Origin of the sequence: Brachyspira alvinipulli ATCC 51933, from assembly GCF_000518245.1 — a bacterium.
Lineage (GTDB): Bacteria > Spirochaetota > Brachyspiria > Brachyspirales > Brachyspiraceae > Brachyspira > Brachyspira alvinipulli.
In genome coordinates, this window is record NZ_KI912405.1 from 210,851 (window position 1) to 230,216 (window position 19,366).

The following is a 19,366-nucleotide window of genomic DNA, read 5'->3' on the forward strand; positions in this document are numbered from 1 at the left end:
AAATAAAAAAAGGAGAAAATTATGTTTTTTAAAAAGAAACAATCAAGCTGCGGCTGAGGAGGATCATGCTCCCCTTCAGTTGAAGGAAACAAAGAAAAATCTAATAATACAAGAATCAAAATATTAGGTACAGGATGTGCTAACTGCACAAAATTAGAAGCAAATACTTTAGAAGCTGTAAAAGAAATGGGGATTGACTTGGATGTTGGGCATGTTCAGGATATGGCACAGATTGCTGCTTACGGGGTTATGTCCACACCAGCTTTAGTTTTAGATGAAAAAGTATTATCTTATGGAAAAGTTTTAAGCAAAGATGAAATCATTAAAATATTAAAAGAAAATATAAAATAATTTTTAATTTATTTTGTTGGGCTGTATAATTTATTTACAGCCCTTTATTGCAATTTTTTCAATATACCTATATGGTGTATATATAAAAATATATAATTAAACATTTTAAGGAGATAAATATGAACATAAAAGATCTTTTCTTTGGAAGCGGATGCGGATGAAGACCTGCTTCTTCTAACCTTTTCGTTGAAAAGGAAAAAATAAAAGAAACTCCTGTAGAGGCAAGAATAAAAATACTTGGAACAGGATGTGCTAATTGTCATAAACTAGAAGAAAATACTATAGCAGCAATAGAAGAAGCTAAACTTGATTTGGTTATAAAGCATGTAGAAGATATGTCAGAAATAGCTTCTTATGGTGTAATGTCTACACCTGCTTTAGTTTTAGATGAAAAGTGCTATCCTATGGAAAAGTACTAAGCAAAGAAGAAATAATAAAACTTTTAAAAGACAATATAAAATAATAATATTTTCACAGAGTTCTAATATATTTTATTATATTAGAACTCTTTTTACATTGCATTTTTTTAACTATACCTATATAATGTATATTACATTACATAGCAGAGAGTAAAAATATGATAAAAAATAGTATAGAATTTGGATGAGGATGTTTACCTGACCCTTTAGAGGATGAGGGCTCTGATAATTACATAGAAAAGGTATTATTATTGGGCGGTGAAGATGAAGATTCTTTAAACATGCTTACTAATTTGAGAAATGCAATATTAGAATTAGATTTGGACTTATCAATAAAATATACTAATAATAAAGGAACAATGTCATACTATGGGGTAATGACCTTACCCGCCCTTATTATAAATAATAAATTAATATCTTACGGTGAAGTTCTAAGTCAGAAAAAAATAGTAGAAATATTAAAAGAAAATATATAAATATAACCTTTTTATTTTTATATATTGACTTTTTTCCTTATTTTACTAATATAGTAGCATATCAGTATAATTAAAAAAAGAGGTAATTTTATGTCATATATAGTAGGATTTGGAGAAATAATGCTTAGACTTTCATCTGTTGACAATGAAAGATTATTTCAATCTTCAAGACTTAATGCCACATTTGGAGGAGTTGAGGCTAATATTTGCGTTTTAGCATCTATTTTTGGTTTAGAAAGCAGATATGTTACTGCATTACCAAATAATATAATAGGGAAAAAAGTGGAGGAGTTACTTTTAAGTCATAGAGTAGATACTTCAGCAATATCTTGGGAAGGTAAAAGACTTGGAATATATTTTGTAGAGCAAGGAAATAGTTACAGAAGTTCAAATGTAATATATGATAGAGAGTATTCATCAATATCTCAAGCATTAATAGAAGATTTTGACTGGGACAAAGTATTTAGCAATGCTGGATATTTTCACATTAGTGGTGTTACTCCTGCAATAAGCCAAACAGCAGCTGATCTTACATTATATGCTGTAAAAGAAGCTAAAAAAAGAAATGTAAAAGTATCATGCGATGTAAATCACAGAAAAAAACTATGGAAATACGGCAAAAATATAGAAGAGGTAATGCCGGAAATAGTAAAATATTCAGATATAGTATTTGCAAATGAATATGATGCTATAAAAATTTTGGGTGTAAAAAGTGATATAGATGTAAATTCTAATATAAGCGATGAAGACTATGTTGCCATTATGGATGAATTAATAAAAAAATATTCATTGGAAACTGTAATAACAACTAAAAGAGAAACTATAGATTCTAATCAAAATAATATATCTGCTATACTATATAATAATAAAAAATTATATAAATCAAAAAAATATTATATAAAAAATATTGTTGATAGAATTGGCACAGGTGATTCTTTTGCTGCTGGAATATTGTCCGGAATACAATTATTTGATAATTATCAGGATATACTTGAATTTGCTGCTGCTTCTTTTTGTATAAAGCATAGCATACCTGGAGATTGGAATCTTACCACAAAAGAAGAAGTAATTAATTTGATGAAATCTAAAGATGGCTTAGATGTAAAAAGATAGATTATTTACTTAAAATACTCAGGAAATTTACTTTTTAAAAAAATCATGTCATCTTTAACATGAGTTAAATGTGATTCTATTAGGGGAAGAATCTTTTTTATATTTTTTTCTTTTATATATTCTAGTATGTTTTTATGTTCTGTTAATGTTCTGTTTCTATCCATTTCTATAATATTAAATATTCTTACCCTATTAAAATGTTTTATCGAATCTATAATAAGGTTATATATTAACTTTTTATCTGCTATTAAAAATAATATTTCATGAAATTCATTATCCAAATTCAATAAATTGTAAAGTTTATCAGTATTTATATTTTTTTCATAAGTATCTATATTTTTCTTTATAAGTTTAATGTCCTTTTCTGAACAATCTTTACAAACTATTTTTATTATCTCTTTCTCAAGAACCATCCTCATAAAACTTGTCTCTTCCACTATAGAAGCATCTATTAATGATACTCTTGTTCCCTTTTGTGGATATATTTTCATCAAATTCATCTTCTCAAGTCTTGAAAAAGCTTCTCTAATAGGAGTTCTGCTTATAGATAATGCCTCACTTACAATTTTTTCGCTTATAAAAGTACCTGGAGTTAAATTCATGTTTATTATATTATATTCTAAACATCTTACAGCATAATCGCCTATAGGTTCATTAATCTCTCTATCTAATATTATAAGATTATCAGCATTATTATTTTTTGATTTAGCCATATTTATCCTAATGATTTTTCATATTTTTAATGGTAATTAAGATACATTATTTATCAATAAACTTCAAGTAATTAAAAAAAATAAAAAAAAATTATAATTTTTATTGACAATAGATTTTATTTTTACTACAATACTAGTATGCCAATATTTTTAAAGGAGATAACACAACATGAAAAAATATTTATTTTTATTACTAACTTCATTTTTCCTATTAATTTCTTGCGGAGGCGAGAAATCAACAACTCTAAAATTATCCCATAACCATGCAAATGGATATCCAGTTGATATTGCCTACAAAAAATTTGCTGAAATAGTAGAAAAAAACAGTAATGGAAGATTTAAAATACAAATATATCCTTCTAGCCAATTAGGAGATCAGAAAGCATCTTTAGAGCTAGCAAAATCAGGTGTAGTACAATTTGCACATATTAATACATCTGTTTTAGAAAATTTCGATTCTATATACTCAGTTTTAAATTTGCCATATATCTTTAAAGATTATGACCATTATACTAGAGTTATGAGAAGCGACAAAATGACTGAAATTTTTGAATCTACTTTAGACAAAGGATTCATATCTTTAATATATATAGAAGGCGGAGCTAGAAGCATATATACTAAATCTAAAGTTATTAATACACCTAATGATTTAAAAGGATTAAAATTAAGAGTTCAAGACTCTCCAACATATATAGAAATGGCTAAATTATTAGGAGCTACTCCTGTAACTCTAAATTTCAGTGAAGTTTACACATCTTTACAGCAAGGTGTAATAGATGGAGCTGAAAATAACTTCCCTTCTTATGTAGAAGCAGGACACGTTGAAGTTGCAAAAGAGTTCTCTGTTACAGAAATGTCAAGAGCATCAGATATATTAACAGTTGGTGCTCCTTTCTGGAATACTTTATCAGAAGAAGATAAACAATTATTTAGAGATGCTGCAAAAGAGACTGAGATATATTTTGCAACTCTTTGGAAAGAAAGTGAAGAGGCAAGTATGCAAAGAGCAACTAATGAATTCAAAGCTAATATAACTTATCCTGATATAACACCTTTCAGACAATTAATTATTCCTATGCATGATGCATTAGCAGCTAAAGATGCTAGAGCTAAAGAGTTAATAGACTATATAAAAAGTGTAGAAAATGAATAATTTAATTTTATAAGGATTTATTATTATGTCAGTTTTAGAACAAATAAAATATAAAATAGATAAATTTTTATTTTATGTATTATTTATTATAGTTGCAGCTATGCTTTTTTGTGTATCTTTGCAAGTTTTTTCAAGATATTTATTAAGAGCACCTGTTGTTTTTACTGAAGAATTGGTAAGATTTTTATTGATATGGTTAGGTTTATTGGGAGGTGCTTATACATTTGGGGTAAAAGGACATATAGCTTTAACACTTGTATTAGATAAACTAGATAATATCAATATACCAAATATAAAAACATATATAAATATATTAATAGATGTAATAGTTTTATTTTTGGCTGTATTTGTTCTTATAATAGGAGGTACAAAATTAATTTCTGTAACACATAATCAGGTTTCATCAGTAATGCTAATACCTATGTGGTGCATATATATTGTAACTCCTATTAGTGGATTAATAATAACATTTTATCAAATATATTATATCTATAAAAATATATTAAATATTAGGGAGGCAAAATGACATTATCTATAATAGCATTAGTTGTTACATTTGCCATATTCCTATTTTTAGGTGTGCCTATATCTGTTACAATAGCATTATCTTCTGTATTTGTAATGTTTTTACATTTACCATTTGATATGTCTGTTTTAACAGCATCTCAATCATTGATAAATTCATTAAACTCATTTCCGCTTTTAGCAATACCATTATTTATATTATCCGGTGCTATTATGAATACAGGCGGATTGGCTTTAAGATTAATTAATTTTGCTAAACTTATAACAGGTAAATTACCTTCTCCATTATGGCATATAAATGTATTAGCAAATATGTTTTTTGGTGCTTTATCAGGATCCGCCGTTGCTGCTGAGGTTGCAGTTGGAAAAATAATAGGACCACTTGAAGAGAAAGATAATTATGATATGCCTTTCAGTACAGCTGTAAACATAACTTCATGTACAACAGGTTTATTAATTCCTCCAAGCAATACTTATATAGTTTATTCGCTTGTAAGCGGTGGTACTTCAATAGCAGCATTATTCTTTGCCGGATATTTACCTGGTATTTTGATGGGTTTGGGAATAATGGTTATATGTTTAATTTTTTCAATAAAAAATAAAACAAAAGTAGTTAGAGAAAAAATACCTTTTAAAGAACAATTGATAATTATATGGAAAGCTATACCTAGTCTGTTCTTGATAGTAATAGTTATAGGCGGAATTATCAAAGGTGTATTTACAGCTACTGAAGGTGCAGGAATAGCTGCGGTATATAGTTTGATATTATCATTGTGCTACAGATCTTTAGATTTGAAAAAAATTATGAATATTGTAGAAGATACAATAATATTATCAGGTGTATCTTTATTTTTAGTAGCATCATCTTCTATAATGTCTTGGATACTATCATTTTCTCAAATACCTGAATTAGTTGCTAAAGCCTTACTATCAATATCTTCAAACCCAATAATAATACTATTAATAATAAATGCTATATTATTAGTAGTTGGATGTTTTATTGATATGACTCCGGCTGTTTTGATATTTACACCTATATTTTTACCTATAGTTAAAGAAATAGGAATGCATCCTGTACATTTTGGTATAATGTTGGTATTCAATTTATGTATAGGTTTAATGACTCCTCCTGTAGGAAATGCCTTATTTTTGGGATGCTCTCTTACGGGAATGAAAATAGAGCAAGTTGTGCCAAAAATGATACCTATATTTGTAGTGCTAATTATTATATTGCTATTAGTAACTTTCATACCTGCAATAAGCTTATTTTTACCAGAAGCAGCAGGACTTTTGAATTAAAATATAAGGCTATATACAATGAAATTAAATATAGAAAATTTAAATGACAAAACTTTCTGGAAAGATGCTAATATATTAATACCCAAATATGATATAAAGCAGATTAGAAAAAACACAGCTGAAAGACCAACTTGGATACATTTTGGAGCTGGCAATATATTTAGAGGTTTTGTTGCAAGAATAGCAGATACTCTTTTGAATGATAATATTATAGATACCGGCATAATAGCTGTTGATACTCACTCTGCTGGAAGAGATGATTATGATATGATAGAAAAAGTTTATAAACCGTTTGATAATCTTACTCTTCTAGCATCTATAAAAAGTAATGGGGATATAGATAAAAAAGTTATAGGAAGCATCACAGATATATTACATGCCGATTTTATGAATTATTATGAAGGGTTAAAAAAAATTTTTATATCAAGTTCATTACAAATAGTTAGCTTTACTATTACAGAAAAAGGATATTCAATAAAAGATTTAAATGGAAATTATAATAATATAGTTGCAGATGATATTAATAATGCTCCTAACAAAGCAAAAAATATTATGAGTATTACTGCAGCTATGCTATTAGAAAGATACAAAAACGGTGCGTATCCTATATCTTTGCTTAGTATTGATAATTGTTCAAATAATGGAGACAAACTAAAAAATGCTGTATTAGATATAGCAAAAGAATGGAATAAAAAAGGTTTTGTTGATGATGGTTTTATAAAATATTTAGAATACGATAAAAAAGTAGCATTTCCTTTCAGTATGGTTGATAAAATTACTCCTAGACCTTCTGATATTATATACAAAAAACTTGAAAATATTGGTTTGGAAGGAATGGAAATATTTAAAGTAGGACATAATCCAATGGCTGCTTTTGTCAATGCTGAGGTTCCTGAATATTTAGTTGTAGAAGATTTATTTCCAAATGGAAAACCAAATTTGGAAAAAGCCGGAGTTTATGTAACTAACAGAGTAACTGTTCAAAATTCAGAAAAGATGAAAGTTACAACTTGTTTAAATCCATTACACACATCTTTGGCTATATTCGGATGTTTATTAAATTATAATTTTATATACGAAGAAATGAAGGATCCTTTATTAAAAAAACTTATTGAAAAAATAGGTTATGATGAAGGAATGAAAGTAGCTGTTGATCCTAAAATTTTAAATCCAAGAGATTTCATAAAAGAGGTAATAGAAGAGCGTTTTGTAAATAATTACATACCTGATTCGCCTCAAAGAATAGCAACAGATACATCTCAAAAAATACCTATAAGATACGGAGAAACTTTAAAATCTTATATGAATAATGGACTTGATACTTCTGTTTTAATTGGAATACCTATAACTATAGCAGCTTGGCTTAGATATTTAATGGGTATAGATGATAATGGTAATTCTATGGATATAAGTCCGGATCCTATGTTGAATGAATTACAAACTTATATATCAAAAATAAAGTTTAAAGACCCAAATAGCGTTGGAAATAATTTAAAGCCTATACTTTCTAATAAAGTTATATTTGCTGTTGATTTATATGATGAAAAAATTAATTTGGGAAATAAAATTGAAGAATACTTTAAAGAAATGATAAAAGATATACATGCTGTTAGAGAATGCTTAAAAAAATATATAAAATAATAAGGAGAATTTTTTACTATGATAATGACTTTAAGATGGTTCGGGAAAAATTTTGATTCTGTTACTCTAAAACAAATTAGACAAATACCCGGAGTAAAAGGAGTTATAACAACTTTATATGACAGCAAAGTGGGAGATGTTTGGAAAGAAGAAGATGTAAAAAATCTAAAAAAAGAAGTTGAAGATGCAGGTTTAAAAATATATGGTATAGAAAGTGTAAATATACATGATGATATAAAAATAGGTTTGCCTAGCAGAGATAAATATATAGAAAATTACATAAAAACATTAGAAGTTTTAGGTAAATCCGGAATTAATTTAGTATGTTATAATTTCATGCCTGTATTTGACTGGACTAGAAGCGATTTAGCAAAAGTAAGGCCGGATGGTGCAACTGTTTTATCTTATGATCAAGATATAATAGATCAGATAGACCCTCAGAAAATGTTTGAACAAATTGACTCTAGTTCTAATGGTTTCGTTTTACCTGGTTGGGAACCAGACAGATTAAGCAGATTAAAAGAACTTTTTGAAATGTATAAAGGTGTTGATGACGAGAAATTATTTGAAAACTTAAAATATTTCTTAAGTGCTGTAATGCCTACATGTGAAAAATACAATATCAAAATGGCTATACATCCGGATGATCCTGCTTGGCCTGTATTCGGACTTCCTAGAATTATAGTTAATAAAGAAAATATATTAAGAATGGTTAATAGTGTAAATAGCCCATGCAATGGTGTAACTTTATGTGCTGGTTCACTAGGTTCTAATCCTAAAAATGATATACCTGATATAGTAAGAAGTTTAAAAGGAAAAATCTTCTTTGCTCATGTAAGAAACTTAGAACATACTGCACCTGGTAAATTCCAAGAAGCTGCTCACTTATCAAGCGACGGCTCTATGGATATGTTTGCTATTATGAAAGCATTTTATGATATAGGTTTTGAAGGACCATTCAGACCAGATCATGGAAGAGCTATATGGGATGAAGTATCCATGCCAGGATATGGACTTTATGACAGAGCGTTAGGAGCTGTTTATTTACAAGGATTATGGGAAGCTATAGATAAAATGAATAAGTAACAGCATAATATCGATGCAATACAATTGCATCATTATTTTAATCACAAGGATATTATTATGAAAACTTTTATGGATAAAGATTTTTTATTATATAATGATACAGCAAAAACACTTTTTCATGATTATGCTAATAAAATGCCTATATTTGATTATCATTGTCATTTAAGCCCAAAAGAAATTGCTGAAAATAAACAATTCAATAATTTAATAGAAATTTGGTTATATGGAGATCATTATAAATGGAGAATGATGCGTGCTAATGGAATTGATGAAAATTTGATAACAGGAAATGCATCAGACTATGATAAGTTTATAGCTTGGGTAAAAACAGTACCTAATTTAATAGGAAACCCATTATATCATTGGAGTCATCTTGAATTACAAAGATATTTTGATATTTATGAAGTTATTAACGAAGATAACGCTGATATTATATGGCAAAAAGCTAATGAAAAATTGCAGAATATGACAGTTAAAGATATTCTAAAAAAATTTAAAGTTCATACTATAGGAACCACTGATGATCCCGTAGATAATTTGGAATATCATAAAATGATTAAAGAAGGAAATACAAAAATAGGAAAAATAGATACTAATGTTATTCCTTCATTCAGACCAGATAAAGCAATGAATATAGAAATGCCTGGCTTTATAGATTATATAAAAAAGTTAGAGGAAGCAAGCTCTATGTCTATAAAAGATATAAAATCTTTAATAGATGCTCTTTATAAAAGAATAGATTATTTCAAAACTTTGGGATGTGTATCAAGTGATTGTGCTTTAGAAACAGTACCTTTTAATTTGGACAGTGAATCCAATATTGATAACATATTCAAAAAAGCATTGAATAAAGAAACATTATCCGATGAAGAAATAGAAAAATACAAAACATATATGCTTATTAAATTTATTGAAAAATATAAAGAATCAAAATTAGTAATGCAAATACATATAGCTGCTATGAGAAACAATAATGATATAATGTTTAAAAAATTAGGACCTGATACAGGCTATGATTCTATAGCAGATTCTAATATAATTAAAAAGTTATCTTTATTATTTAAAACATGCCACAGCACTGTAGGACTTCCTAAAATTATTCTTTATAGTCTTAACAATAAGGATTATTACTCATTATCAACACTTATGGGATGTTTCCAAGATGGAGGCATAAAAGGTAAAATGCAATTAGGTTCAGCTTGGTGGTTCTGTGATACAAAAGACGGAATGGAAGAACAGATAAAAATACTTGCAAATACAGGTTCATTGGCTTTATTTGTAGGTATGCTTACTGATTCTAGAAGTTTTCTATCATATTCAAGACATGAATATTTTAGAAGAATATTATGCAATATAATAGGAGAATGGGCTTATAAAGGTGAAATACCTAATGATATTAAATATTTAGGAAATATTGTAGAAAATATATGTTTTAACAATTCCAATATTTACTTTAATAATTAAGTATGGTAAATTTATTGTATAAATTTTAATATTATGGAGTTATTATGCTAGAAAAATATATACAAAATAAAATTATACCTGCAGTAGTTGTAGAAAATGAAGAGGAAATAAGAAATATAGCAGAACTTTGTTTAGAATTTCTTCCTTCTATAGAATTAACTCTTAGAACAGAATACGGATATAAAGCTTTAGAAATATTAGCTAAAGATTATCCTTCACTTCCAAGAGCAGCAGCAACTGTATTGAATACAGAACAAGTTGATAGAGTACTTGATTTGGGAACTAATTTAATAATAAGCCCTGGATTTCAGCCTGTAATGCTTGAATACGCTAAAAAGAAAAATTATCATTATATACCTGGTGCTGCAACTCCTGCTGAGCTTGAACAATGTTTAGCTTATGGATTTAAATATATTAAATTCTTCCATGCAGGTTTATATGGTGGTATTAATTGGATCAAAAATATATCACTTGTTTATCAGCATACCGGTGTTAAATTTATGCCATTAGGAGGAGTAAGTATAGACAATGTAAAAGAATATTTACAAAATAAACATGTATTTGCATGCGGAGGTTCTTGGCTTTGTCCTAGAAACTTAATGGAAGAAAAAAATTGGAAAGAAATTAAAAAAAGATTTGAGGAAGCTTCTCAATTAATTAAATCTCTTAATATTTAAAATATTTTTGATAAAAATAATTTTTGGTATATAATATTTTTTATATACCAAAAATTAGGATTTTATCAAATGATTAGTGAATATAATAAATATTTTTATAGTGCTTTGAATAACATTCAAAAATCGAAATACAATGAAGCCATAGAGGATTTATTAAAAGTTATAGAAATTGACAGCAGTAATTTGGATGCATACCATAATCTAGCTAGAATATATTATGAAATTAAAGATTATGATAAAGCTATTGAAACTTATAATAAATCTATAGAAATATATCCACATGACAGCGATACTTATTATTATAGGGCTGAAGTTTATATTGATAAAAAAGATTATGATAATGCTATTAAAGATTTAGAAAATGTCATAATGAAAAATGAGGCCTACTCGGATGCTTACTATTTAATGTCTGTTATCTATAGAAAAAATAAAAAATATAAAAAAGCTATTAAATATTTAAAATTAACTTTAGAATTTAATCCGGAAGATTATATAGCCTATTATGATATTTATAAATTATACACAATATTATCTAAGCATGAAGAAGATGAAAATACTAAGAATAAATATTTGCAAAGGGCTGAGAAATGTTTGAAAAAATCTGCTGATTTAGGATATGAAAAAGCACTAGAAACAATCAAAGAAAAAAAATAAAATATTTAAAAGTTATCAATTTAAAAAAAGAATTACTTGCAATATTACAGATATAATAATATTATTATATCATAAAAACATTATGACAAAAGGATAAAAATTATGTCAAAAAAAATTTTAGTACCATTAGCAGAAGGCGTTGAAGAAATTGAAGTTATCACTATTGTTGATATTTTAAGAAGAGCAGGTATAGAAGCTGTTACAGCATCTTTGACTGAAAATTTAGAAGTACAAGGTGCTCATAATATAGTAATAAAAGCAGATACTTTATTAGAAAAAATAATAAACTATGATTTTGACGGAATAGCACTTGCAGGCGGTTACGGCGGAATGAATAATTTAAAATCAGATATGAGAATTATCGAAAAAATAAAAACTATGTATGAAGATAAAAAACTTGTATCAGCAATATGTGCCTCTCCTATAGTATTAGGTGAAGCTGAAGTTATAAAAGGAAAATATACTTGTTATCCTAGCTGTGAAAGTGCTGTAAAAGGCGGAGAATATGTTGAAAAGGATTTAGTTGTTTGTGACGGCAATGTTATCACATCTAAAGGTCCTGCTACTACAGTATTTTTTGCTTTAGAATTAGTAAAATATTTAAATGGTTCTAATGATAAATTAGCTAATGAATTACTAATACATCTAATAAAATAATTTATAAGGATTTTATTTTGAAAGTTATTATACCAGCGGCCGGGGAAGGTACAAGATTAAGACCGCATACCATAACAAAACCAAAGCCTATATTACCAATAGCAGGGTCTACTATTATAGATTTTATAATGTATGAAATCTCTTCTATAAGAGATTTAGAAGAAATTATATTTATAGTTGGTTATTTGAAAGACCAAATGATAGAATATTTAACTTCTAAATATAAGGATATAAAATTAACATTTGTAGAACAAAAAGAGTATAAAGGTTTGGCTCATGCTATATCTCTTACTAGGGAATATGTTAATGATAATGATAAAATATTCATAATTCTTGGAGATACTATATTTAAATTAAATCTATCAAAAATAGTGAGTAAAAATGAAAACTCATTAGGTGTATGCGAAGTTGATAATCCAAGCAGATTTGGTGTAGCTATTTTGAATGAAAGCGGAGTTATAACAAAATTAGTTGAAAAACCTCAGGAACCTATTAGTAATTTAGCACTTACAGGTATGTATAATATAATTAATTCAAAAGAATTATTTAATGCTATAGATTATATAATAGCTAATGATATAAAAACTAAAAATGAGTATCAGCTTACAGATGCTTTGGAATATATGATAAAACAAGGTATAATATTTAAAACATTCAAATTAGACGGATGGTATGATTGCGGTGAAAAATCAACAATGATAGAAACAAATAAAACTATTATTAAACATGAAATATTGAGCAAAGGAATAAAAGATACTGCTATAATACCTCCTGTATTTATAGATAAGGATGTAAAAATAGAAGGCTCTGTAATAGGTCCTTATGTACATATTGGATCAAATTCAAAAATAGAAAATTCAATATTAAAAAATTGCATTATATTTGAAGATGTTAATATTTCAAATGCATTTATGGATAATTCTATAATATCAGAAAAAGTACATTATAAAGGGAAAACACATTCTATGGATATAGGAGCTTCAATAACCATAGAGCAAAACTAAAAAATAGAGTGAGATTAATATTAGTCTCACTCTTTTATTATGCCGCATTTATCAATGCCATAACTATAAATTGTAAAAGACTTACAAATAAAAATATAGCTGTATCCATTATTAAAAGTGAAAAAGGATAATTTGTAAGTAAAACAGCAAATCTCATCTTATCAGCAACAATAAAAGAAGAATACATTAAAAAACCCATTATAAGTTTTATATGTTCCCTTAATGGAATAAAATGAAAAAATGCCATAAAAAATAACGCTATAAGCAAACTTTGTATAAATGAAAATACTTCAAAATAATAAACCATTTGAAGCCTGTTATTCCAATTACGCACACCAGGAAGTATTTCTCTTCTATAATAAAACTTTTTAACAGACTGAAATTCTAATACCAATCTTGTAGCTAAAAATCTTACTATATAGGATGCAAAGACAAGCTCTAAATATTTTATTATAACTTTTTCCATAACAACAAATTAAAAATTATACAAATACCACTCATCACAATTTTTACAGAAATCCAATTTAGAAAATACATTATCTATATAATATTCTTCTAATAATTTCCATATATTATCCAAGCTATCATCATATATAGAAGAGATTTTTTTATCTTTATTTATATCAAATCTGCAAATATAAACATCTCCGTAAGTATCTATAAATAAATCTCTAGACAAATGCCAGCATCCTATATTTATTAATGGAGCCATATCCCCTACTCTATTGTCAGATATAATTCCTCTATATGTATAAAACTTCTGCATTATAATCTCTGTTTTATATTTATCAAAATATTTATAGTAAGAAGCTAAATAATCAAAATTATCTTTCTGCTTTACTATTTGCAAATAAGTATTTTTAGGCTCTCTAAGAAGATAATAATCAATATTAGAAATAGTTGTTTTTATATCTCCTGTTTCATATATTTTATTATAAACATCCACTTCTACAGCGTCTAAATGAATAATAACATTAAGATTATCATTCTCCATTTGCAAATTTATTAATTTTTTAGCCTTTTCTTCATCTAAAGCTAATGCATTTGTTTCTAAATATATATTTACAGACTTATTTTTAACAGCATATTCCAATATTTCAAAAATATCTTTATTTAAAAGAGGCTCATAATAGCTTCCTATAGATAAATGAAAATCACCGCAAAAATTAAATAATTTATCATAAATATTTTTAAACTCATCAAAAGTAAGATTTTTTTCTTCTTTTGCAAGTTCATTTTTTAGAGTTTCATTTGCAAATAAATATTTATTAATAACATTCTGTCTATTATTAATATCCAATTCTATATAGGATGGTAAAGTTCTTCTAATACTTGGATTTTCTTTTATAGCATTAACAATATCAGCGTAACTTTTATAATCTATAAGTTTTGATATTAGCAAAGCATTTCTTTTACTGTCTGCAAAAAATGAAAGCCTATAATATCTCATATCGTATTCAGATATTATTATTTCTATTTCAAAAAAATTAGGGTCAATAAAAACTATATTACTTATAGCATTTTCTGAAGGTTTTATAGTTTTAGTTTTTATTATATTAAATAACTTATCAAAAGCATCCCTTCTAATTATAAAAGGAATAACACCAAGAGGATAATTTTCACCATAACTAAAATAAGCTATATTCTCTTCATGTATCTTTGTAAGTTTCACAGTTTCATCAATATTAAATAAAGGCATATTTGAAGGTATATAAATTATATTATCATATCCTTCACTTTCTTTATATATATTATTTAAATAATTTTCTATAATATTAATATCATTATTATGAAGCTCTTTAACTCCGCAATTCAAAATATTTTTTAGAGCATCAATCTTATCATTAAAAACACTTTCAAATTCCTTAGAATAGATATTAGAAAAAGACTTATCAATTAATATTAAAAAACTCATTTATAAAACCTCTATTTTTATTATATATAATCCAGCATATTTTCCGGACTTCTCATTATTAAATTACACATATTACATACATAAAAATTATTTAAAACTTCTTCATCATCTAAAGTATAAACATTAACACTTTCTAATTTATTTGTATTTTCATTAACTATTTTAAAAATATTAGTAGAACCGCAATAAGGACATCTATAAACAAAATCTTCAGCTACATTTTTGATGTCTATTTTTAAATACTTATCTTTAACATAACTTTTAAACCTATTATTGATATATCTATGAGGATAAATTTCTATATATTCATTTAAAGTGATTTTTTTAATAGGATAACTATTTATATTTTTTAACTTAGTTTTTCTTATTAATTTCATAAATTGATCATGACGAACATTGCTTATATTAAGTACATCTATAAATTTATCATTAGTAAGGTCATATTTATCATTAGTAATATATTCAGCATAATCATTAACTACAAGTTTATTATATTCTCTGTTTTCTTTAAAAGCTCCAAACTCAACAAAAAAATATTTATCTAACTTATGATAAGCAAAAAGCCCCATTAAATTTCCAGGATCATCTTCATAAAAATAATCACAATATGAAACATTATCAAAACTTTTTATATACATCATAATAGAATCATCATCATGAATATTATGAATAACTTTTTCTTCTCCAAGAATATACTCAATATCTTTCATAAACATTCCCATTATTAATCAGAATATGAAGAAAGCATTTCCTCTTGTTCCTGTTTAAATAAAGCATCAGTTATTTCTGTTATTTCCCCATCCATAAATCTATCAAGTTTATATAAAGTTACATTAATCCTATGATCTGTAACTCTATTTTGAGGGAAATTATAAGTTCTTATTCTTTCGCTTCTATCTCCGGAACCAATCTGCTCGCGTCTCTCCTTAGCCTCTTTAGCCTTTCTCTCAGCTTCTTCTTTCTCATATATTCTAGCACGAAGAACTTTTAATGCTTTTGCCTTATTCTTATGCTGACTCTTCTCATCCTGACATTGTACAACTAACCCTGTAGGCAAATGTGTAATTCTAACAGCACTGTCCGTTGTATTAACAGACTGCCCTCCAGGTCCACTTGAACGGAATATATCCACCCTTATATCTTCATCTTTTATAACAACATCGCTTTCCATAGCCTCAGGCATAACTGCAACTGTAGAAGCAGAAGTATGTATCCTGCCGCCGGATTCTGTAGCAGGTATCCTTTGTACCCTATGTGTTCCGCTTTCAAATTTCAATGTTCTGTAAGCATCCTTTCCAGATACAGAGAATATCACCTCTTTATATCCTCCAAGTTCTGTAGGGCTTGTATCTATTATTTCCATTTTTAAATTAGATCTTTCTATAAATCTTGTATACATTCTAAATAAATCGCCTACAAATAAAGCAGATTCTTCACCGCCTGTACCAACTCTAATTTCTACTATTATATTTTTTCCATCATTTTTATCTTTAGGAAGAAGTAGGAGTCTTAAATCATTTATAACTTTTTCTTTTTTCAGATTAAGTTCCTCTACCTCCAATAATGCCATTTCTTTAAGCTCTTTATCTGTATCTTCATTATTAATCATTTCATTAGATTCTTCTATTTGCTTTAATATGTCTTTTAATTTTTTATATTCCTCTACAATATCCTCTATTTCTGATTTCTTTTTCATTAAGTCTTGAATGACTCTATTATCTTTTATATTTGCATCATTGAGTTTATGCACTATATCATCATAAGTATTTTCTACCAATGCAAGTTTATCAATTATTGACATAAAATAAATTTTCTCCAAAATAATATACTATTATATACAAATAATGATATTTATCAACTGCCAAAAATATAAAAAAGAGAAGCTAGAAAATACTAACTTCTCTATTTATAAAACATTTCATTATTTTCAATTATTTTTTATTCATAATTTCAATTTCTGTTTCTTCATCGCTTTCACTATTTAAACTTTTACTGTCATCTATATTATTGTTATTATCCTTTTCATCAGGACCGTATTTCCAAATTCTGTATTTTTCTATATCATCACTGAAGAATTTGAGACATAAACCAATAATAAAAGCATCATCTAATAATCCAAGACCAACTATAAAATCAGGTATTGCATCTATAGGAACAAGCAAATATAATAATGCCGCCGCTATTCCAGATATAGCTTTCCATGGCACATCCTTATAGCTACCATTTAGATAGTCTTTTATCATATTGATTAATAACTTAATTTTTTCCATCAATTGTGAAAGATGTTCTGATGTTGAAACTCTTGATAATATTTCTTTGGATTTTCCAATAATAGAGTCTAATTTTTCTTTAGTAATACCTCTGGAAATACTATCCCATATTTGTTTTGCTTTATCTTTAAAATCAGACATGTAAATATCCTCTAAATAATAAAATAGGATATAATAAAATAAAAAAATATCAATATCTACTTGTAAAATTTGCTTTAAAATCAATACTAATATGTGTATAATTAGACATTATTGTAGAGCCAAAAATTATACTATTTGGATAACTCCAAGTTCTAAAAGGTATATCAAAATCTCTTAATATATCCTGAGATTTTGAAAGCTGTATTGTAAATATATAGTCAGGATTAATATCTTTATGAATTTCTGTTTTTATATAAGATTCTAAACTGTCAGAATCATAACTATTATCTATAACAGTTTCTATTGCCTTTTCATCTTCACTTACAAAATATACTCTATCTATAAAAGTATAGTAAAGAACATTTCCATTATTTAAATCATAAGAATATATAAAGTTATTATTATATTTTCTTTCTGATTTATTCAAAGTCGGATATTTTTCAACTAAAGCCATTTCAAGTTTAGGCAATAAAGAATTATCATTTTCTATATTAAAAATAACAATAGGATAAACTAATTTTGAAACTTTTGATTCAATATATGCTATAGCCATTTCTCCATACAAATCATTAATAATACTTCCAAATGAATAAATATCATTCATCTTTGTAAATAAAGTATATATTTCAGATGCAAGCTCATTATCATGCTTAAATTTCAAATCATTATACATAAGAGGATACAAACCAGCCAAATATGATTTTAAACCAAGATACATTATAGTATTTTCTTTGGACAAATAACTTTGAACATCTATTTTTCCATCTAAATTATATAATGAATATCTATCAGAACCGCCGTAATCATAATTAATAAATATATCAGCAACCCCATTATCATCATACAGTTTGATATTTCCATATATAGAAGCTGTATTTTCAAAATATTTTAAAGGTGCAAATAATATAGAACCTTCACATTTATTATAATCATACAAATTTTTATTGATATAAAAAGAAACATCTGGATTATATGAATTTTTAGCATCATTTAAAATTTCTATCTCATTAAAATTGCTTGGTTTAGAATCAAAAAAATCTATCAATTTTTTTATATGATTATAATTCTTTGCCGCTATTAATATACCATTATAAAAGCTAAAAAATATAAAAGGCCCGTTATTATCTAAAGCATATATTTTTGTACCATTATAATTAATTTTTTTTACATCATATGAATTATCATCTATAGTCAGCTGCTTTGGATTAAAAAAAGAATTAAATAAAAATGAATTAACTCTTCCTATATCAAACATATAGAATACTTCAGAATCATTCAAATTATTATTATATCCCCACAATAATATAGAAGCATTTCTTTTTAGTATAGAATTGGATAATAGTTTAACAAAAAAATTATTATTGTTTTTTAATTGATTAGCAAAAGCCTCAGCAGTTTTAATCATAATAGAAAAATCATACATAGATTCATCATGCGATATTCTATAAGCATATATAGAATTAGCAAACTTTAAAATACTGCCATCTAAACTTTTAACGCTTGCATATAAAATACTATCTTTTGGCATTTTTACTTCAGACATATCCTTTTTATGCAAACCATAAGGGAAATATCCAAATACAAAAACGGAAACTATTATGATAGCTAAAATAATAGATAATACAACTAACAGTTTAATCTGTCTTTGCCTTTTAATACTAACCATAAAAAATTAATCTCCGTTTTATATATTATCTACTATCTTTTATATATTATATTTTAATTATAATCTTCGTCAATATTTAAATATTATTGATAATAAAAAACCGATTCAAGTAATTAACCTGAATCGGTCTTTATTGAGAAAA

Annotated in this window: 20 protein-coding genes and 1 pseudogene; 14 read left to right on the forward strand and 7 right to left on the reverse strand. The window is 26.4% G+C overall.

Annotated elements, in window-relative coordinates:
• The first annotated feature begins 21 nt into the window (after positions 1-21).
• The 4 genes and pseudogenes from T324_RS17935 to T324_RS0112990 all read left to right on the forward strand — a co-directional run bounded on the left by T324_RS17935 (position 22) and on the right by T324_RS0112990 (position 2,359).
• A complete protein-coding gene (locus T324_RS17935; protein WP_340638816.1) occupies positions 22-351 on the forward strand; it encodes a thioredoxin family protein in 330 nt (109 codons plus the stop codon).
• Between the two features lie 200 nt (positions 352-551).
• Positions 552-814, forward strand: a pseudogene (locus T324_RS18895) (thioredoxin family protein).
• 114 nt (positions 815-928) lie between these two features.
• Positions 929-1,246: a thioredoxin-like selenoprotein Sec.1 gene (sec1, locus tag T324_RS18300; RefSeq protein WP_211232594.1), complete on the forward strand. Its 318-nt coding sequence runs from the start codon at positions 929-931 to the stop codon at positions 1,244-1,246.
• Positions 1,247-1,336: 90 nt separating this feature from the next.
• Positions 1,337-2,359, forward strand: coding sequence for a sugar kinase (locus tag T324_RS0112990; RefSeq protein ID WP_028330649.1), 1,023 nt, complete (start codon positions 1,337-1,339; stop codon positions 2,357-2,359).
• Positions 2,360-2,364: 5 nt separating this feature from the next.
• Here the strand turns inward: T324_RS0112990 and T324_RS0112995 are convergent, their stop codons facing one another.
• Positions 2,365-3,072, reverse strand: coding sequence for a GntR family transcriptional regulator (locus tag T324_RS0112995; protein WP_028330650.1), 708 nt, complete (start codon positions 3,070-3,072; stop codon positions 2,365-2,367).
• A gap of 169 nt (positions 3,073-3,241) precedes the next feature.
• Between T324_RS0112995 and T324_RS0113000 the strand changes: the two genes are divergently transcribed.
• The 10 genes from T324_RS0113000 (at position 3,242) to T324_RS0113045 (ending at position 13,232) form a co-directional block, all read left to right on the forward strand.
• A complete protein-coding gene (locus T324_RS0113000; RefSeq protein WP_028330651.1) occupies positions 3,242-4,225 on the forward strand; it encodes a TRAP transporter substrate-binding protein in 984 nt (327 codons plus the stop codon).
• Between the two features lie 25 nt (positions 4,226-4,250).
• On the forward strand, positions 4,251-4,751 hold the full coding sequence (locus T324_RS0113005) for a TRAP transporter small permease (RefSeq protein ID WP_051436852.1): 501 nt from the start codon (positions 4,251-4,253) through the stop codon (positions 4,749-4,751).
• Positions 4,748-6,049 (forward strand): TRAP transporter large permease, encoded by a 1,302-nt coding sequence (locus T324_RS0113010; protein WP_028330653.1) that lies wholly within the window; start codon positions 4,748-4,750, stop codon positions 6,047-6,049. Before T324_RS0113005 ends, T324_RS0113010 begins: the two co-directional genes overlap by 4 nt.
• An 18-nt stretch (positions 6,050-6,067) precedes the next feature.
• Entirely contained in the window at positions 6,068-7,690 is a 1,623-nt protein-coding gene (locus T324_RS0113015) for a mannitol dehydrogenase family protein (RefSeq protein ID WP_028330654.1), read from the forward strand.
• 18 nt (positions 7,691-7,708) lie between these two features.
• Positions 7,709-8,776, forward strand: coding sequence for a mannonate dehydratase (gene uxuA, locus T324_RS0113020; RefSeq protein ID WP_028330655.1), 1,068 nt, complete (start codon positions 7,709-7,711; stop codon positions 8,774-8,776).
• A gap of 57 nt (positions 8,777-8,833) precedes the next feature.
• Positions 8,834-10,240, forward strand: a complete 1,407-nt coding sequence (gene uxaC, locus T324_RS0113025; RefSeq protein WP_028330656.1) for a glucuronate isomerase — start codon at positions 8,834-8,836, stop codon at positions 10,238-10,240.
• A gap of 44 nt (positions 10,241-10,284) precedes the next feature.
• Positions 10,285-10,917: a bifunctional 4-hydroxy-2-oxoglutarate aldolase/2-dehydro-3-deoxy-phosphogluconate aldolase gene (locus T324_RS0113030; RefSeq protein ID WP_028330657.1), complete on the forward strand. Its 633-nt coding sequence runs from the start codon at positions 10,285-10,287 to the stop codon at positions 10,915-10,917.
• A 69-nt stretch (positions 10,918-10,986) separates the two neighbouring features.
• Complete coding sequence (locus T324_RS0113035) at positions 10,987-11,571, forward strand: tetratricopeptide repeat protein (RefSeq protein ID WP_028330658.1); 585 nt, start codon at positions 10,987-10,989, stop codon at positions 11,569-11,571.
• A 102-nt stretch (positions 11,572-11,673) separates the two neighbouring features.
• Positions 11,674-12,228 (forward strand): DJ-1 family glyoxalase III, encoded by a 555-nt coding sequence (locus T324_RS0113040; protein ID WP_028330659.1) that lies wholly within the window; start codon positions 11,674-11,676, stop codon positions 12,226-12,228.
• Positions 12,229-12,245: 17 nt separating this feature from the next.
• Positions 12,246-13,232: a sugar phosphate nucleotidyltransferase gene (locus T324_RS0113045; protein ID WP_028330660.1), complete on the forward strand. Its 987-nt coding sequence runs from the start codon at positions 12,246-12,248 to the stop codon at positions 13,230-13,232.
• A 37-nt stretch (positions 13,233-13,269) separates the two neighbouring features.
• On the opposite strand, the gene T324_RS0113050 is transcribed toward T324_RS0113045, so the two are convergent.
• From T324_RS0113050 to T324_RS0113075, 6 genes are all read right to left on the reverse strand, one after another.
• Positions 13,270-13,698: a hypothetical protein gene (locus T324_RS0113050; protein WP_028330661.1), complete on the reverse strand. Its 429-nt coding sequence runs from the start codon at positions 13,696-13,698 to the stop codon at positions 13,270-13,272.
• Positions 13,699-13,707: 9 nt separating this feature from the next.
• Positions 13,708-15,147: a spiro-SPASM protein gene (locus T324_RS0113055; RefSeq protein WP_028330662.1), complete on the reverse strand. Its 1,440-nt coding sequence runs from the start codon at positions 15,145-15,147 to the stop codon at positions 13,708-13,710.
• Positions 15,148-15,167: 20 nt separating this feature from the next.
• Positions 15,168-15,857, reverse strand: coding sequence for a hypothetical protein (locus T324_RS0113060; RefSeq protein ID WP_028330663.1), 690 nt, complete (start codon positions 15,855-15,857; stop codon positions 15,168-15,170).
• Positions 15,858-15,871: 14 nt separating this feature from the next.
• Positions 15,872-16,948, reverse strand: a complete 1,077-nt coding sequence (gene prfA / locus T324_RS0113065) for a peptide chain release factor 1 (RefSeq protein WP_028330664.1) — start codon at positions 16,946-16,948, stop codon at positions 15,872-15,874.
• A 130-nt stretch (positions 16,949-17,078) separates the two neighbouring features.
• Positions 17,079-17,558: a YkvA family protein gene (locus T324_RS0113070; protein ID WP_051436853.1), complete on the reverse strand. Its 480-nt coding sequence runs from the start codon at positions 17,556-17,558 to the stop codon at positions 17,079-17,081.
• A 49-nt stretch (positions 17,559-17,607) separates the two neighbouring features.
• On the reverse strand, positions 17,608-19,224 hold the full coding sequence (locus T324_RS0113075) for a hypothetical protein (RefSeq protein WP_028330666.1): 1,617 nt from the start codon (positions 19,222-19,224) through the stop codon (positions 17,608-17,610).
• Positions 19,225-19,366 lie beyond the last annotated feature (142 nt).

What these genes read in the sequence shown, in the direction of transcription:
- T324_RS0112990 (WP_028330649.1), top strand. Translation starts at nt 1,337, where the DNA reads ATGTCATATATAGTAGGATTTGGAGAAATAATGCTTAGACTTTCATCT.
- T324_RS0112995 (WP_028330650.1), bottom strand. Translation starts at nt 3,072, where the DNA reads ATGGCTAAATCAAAAAATAATAATGCTGATAATCTTATAATATTAGAT.
- T324_RS0113000 (WP_028330651.1), top strand. Translation starts at nt 3,242, where the DNA reads ATGAAAAAATATTTATTTTTATTACTAACTTCATTTTTCCTATTAATT.
- T324_RS0113005 (WP_051436852.1), top strand. Translation starts at nt 4,251, where the DNA reads ATGTCAGTTTTAGAACAAATAAAATATAAAATAGATAAATTTTTATTT.
- T324_RS0113010 (WP_028330653.1), top strand. Translation starts at nt 4,748, where the DNA reads ATGACATTATCTATAATAGCATTAGTTGTTACATTTGCCATATTCCTA.
- T324_RS0113015 (WP_028330654.1), top strand. Translation starts at nt 6,068, where the DNA reads ATGAAATTAAATATAGAAAATTTAAATGACAAAACTTTCTGGAAAGAT.
- uxuA (WP_028330655.1), top strand. Translation starts at nt 7,709, where the DNA reads ATGATAATGACTTTAAGATGGTTCGGGAAAAATTTTGATTCTGTTACT.
- uxaC (WP_028330656.1), top strand. Translation starts at nt 8,834, where the DNA reads ATGAAAACTTTTATGGATAAAGATTTTTTATTATATAATGATACAGCA.
- T324_RS0113030 (WP_028330657.1), top strand. Translation starts at nt 10,285, where the DNA reads ATGCTAGAAAAATATATACAAAATAAAATTATACCTGCAGTAGTTGTA.
- T324_RS0113035 (WP_028330658.1), top strand. Translation starts at nt 10,987, where the DNA reads ATGATTAGTGAATATAATAAATATTTTTATAGTGCTTTGAATAACATT.
- T324_RS0113040 (WP_028330659.1), top strand. Translation starts at nt 11,674, where the DNA reads ATGTCAAAAAAAATTTTAGTACCATTAGCAGAAGGCGTTGAAGAAATT.
- T324_RS0113050 (WP_028330661.1), bottom strand. Translation starts at nt 13,698, where the DNA reads ATGGAAAAAGTTATAATAAAATATTTAGAGCTTGTCTTTGCATCCTAT.
- T324_RS0113055 (WP_028330662.1), bottom strand. Translation starts at nt 15,147, where the DNA reads ATGAGTTTTTTAATATTAATTGATAAGTCTTTTTCTAATATCTATTCT.
- T324_RS0113060 (WP_028330663.1), bottom strand. Translation starts at nt 15,857, where the DNA reads ATGAAAGATATTGAGTATATTCTTGGAGAAGAAAAAGTTATTCATAAT.
- prfA (WP_028330664.1), bottom strand. Translation starts at nt 16,948, where the DNA reads ATGTCAATAATTGATAAACTTGCATTGGTAGAAAATACTTATGATGAT.
- T324_RS0113070 (WP_051436853.1), bottom strand. Translation starts at nt 17,558, where the DNA reads ATGTCTGATTTTAAAGATAAAGCAAAACAAATATGGGATAGTATTTCC.
- T324_RS0113075 (WP_028330666.1), bottom strand. Translation starts at nt 19,224, where the DNA reads ATGGTTAGTATTAAAAGGCAAAGACAGATTAAACTGTTAGTTGTATTA.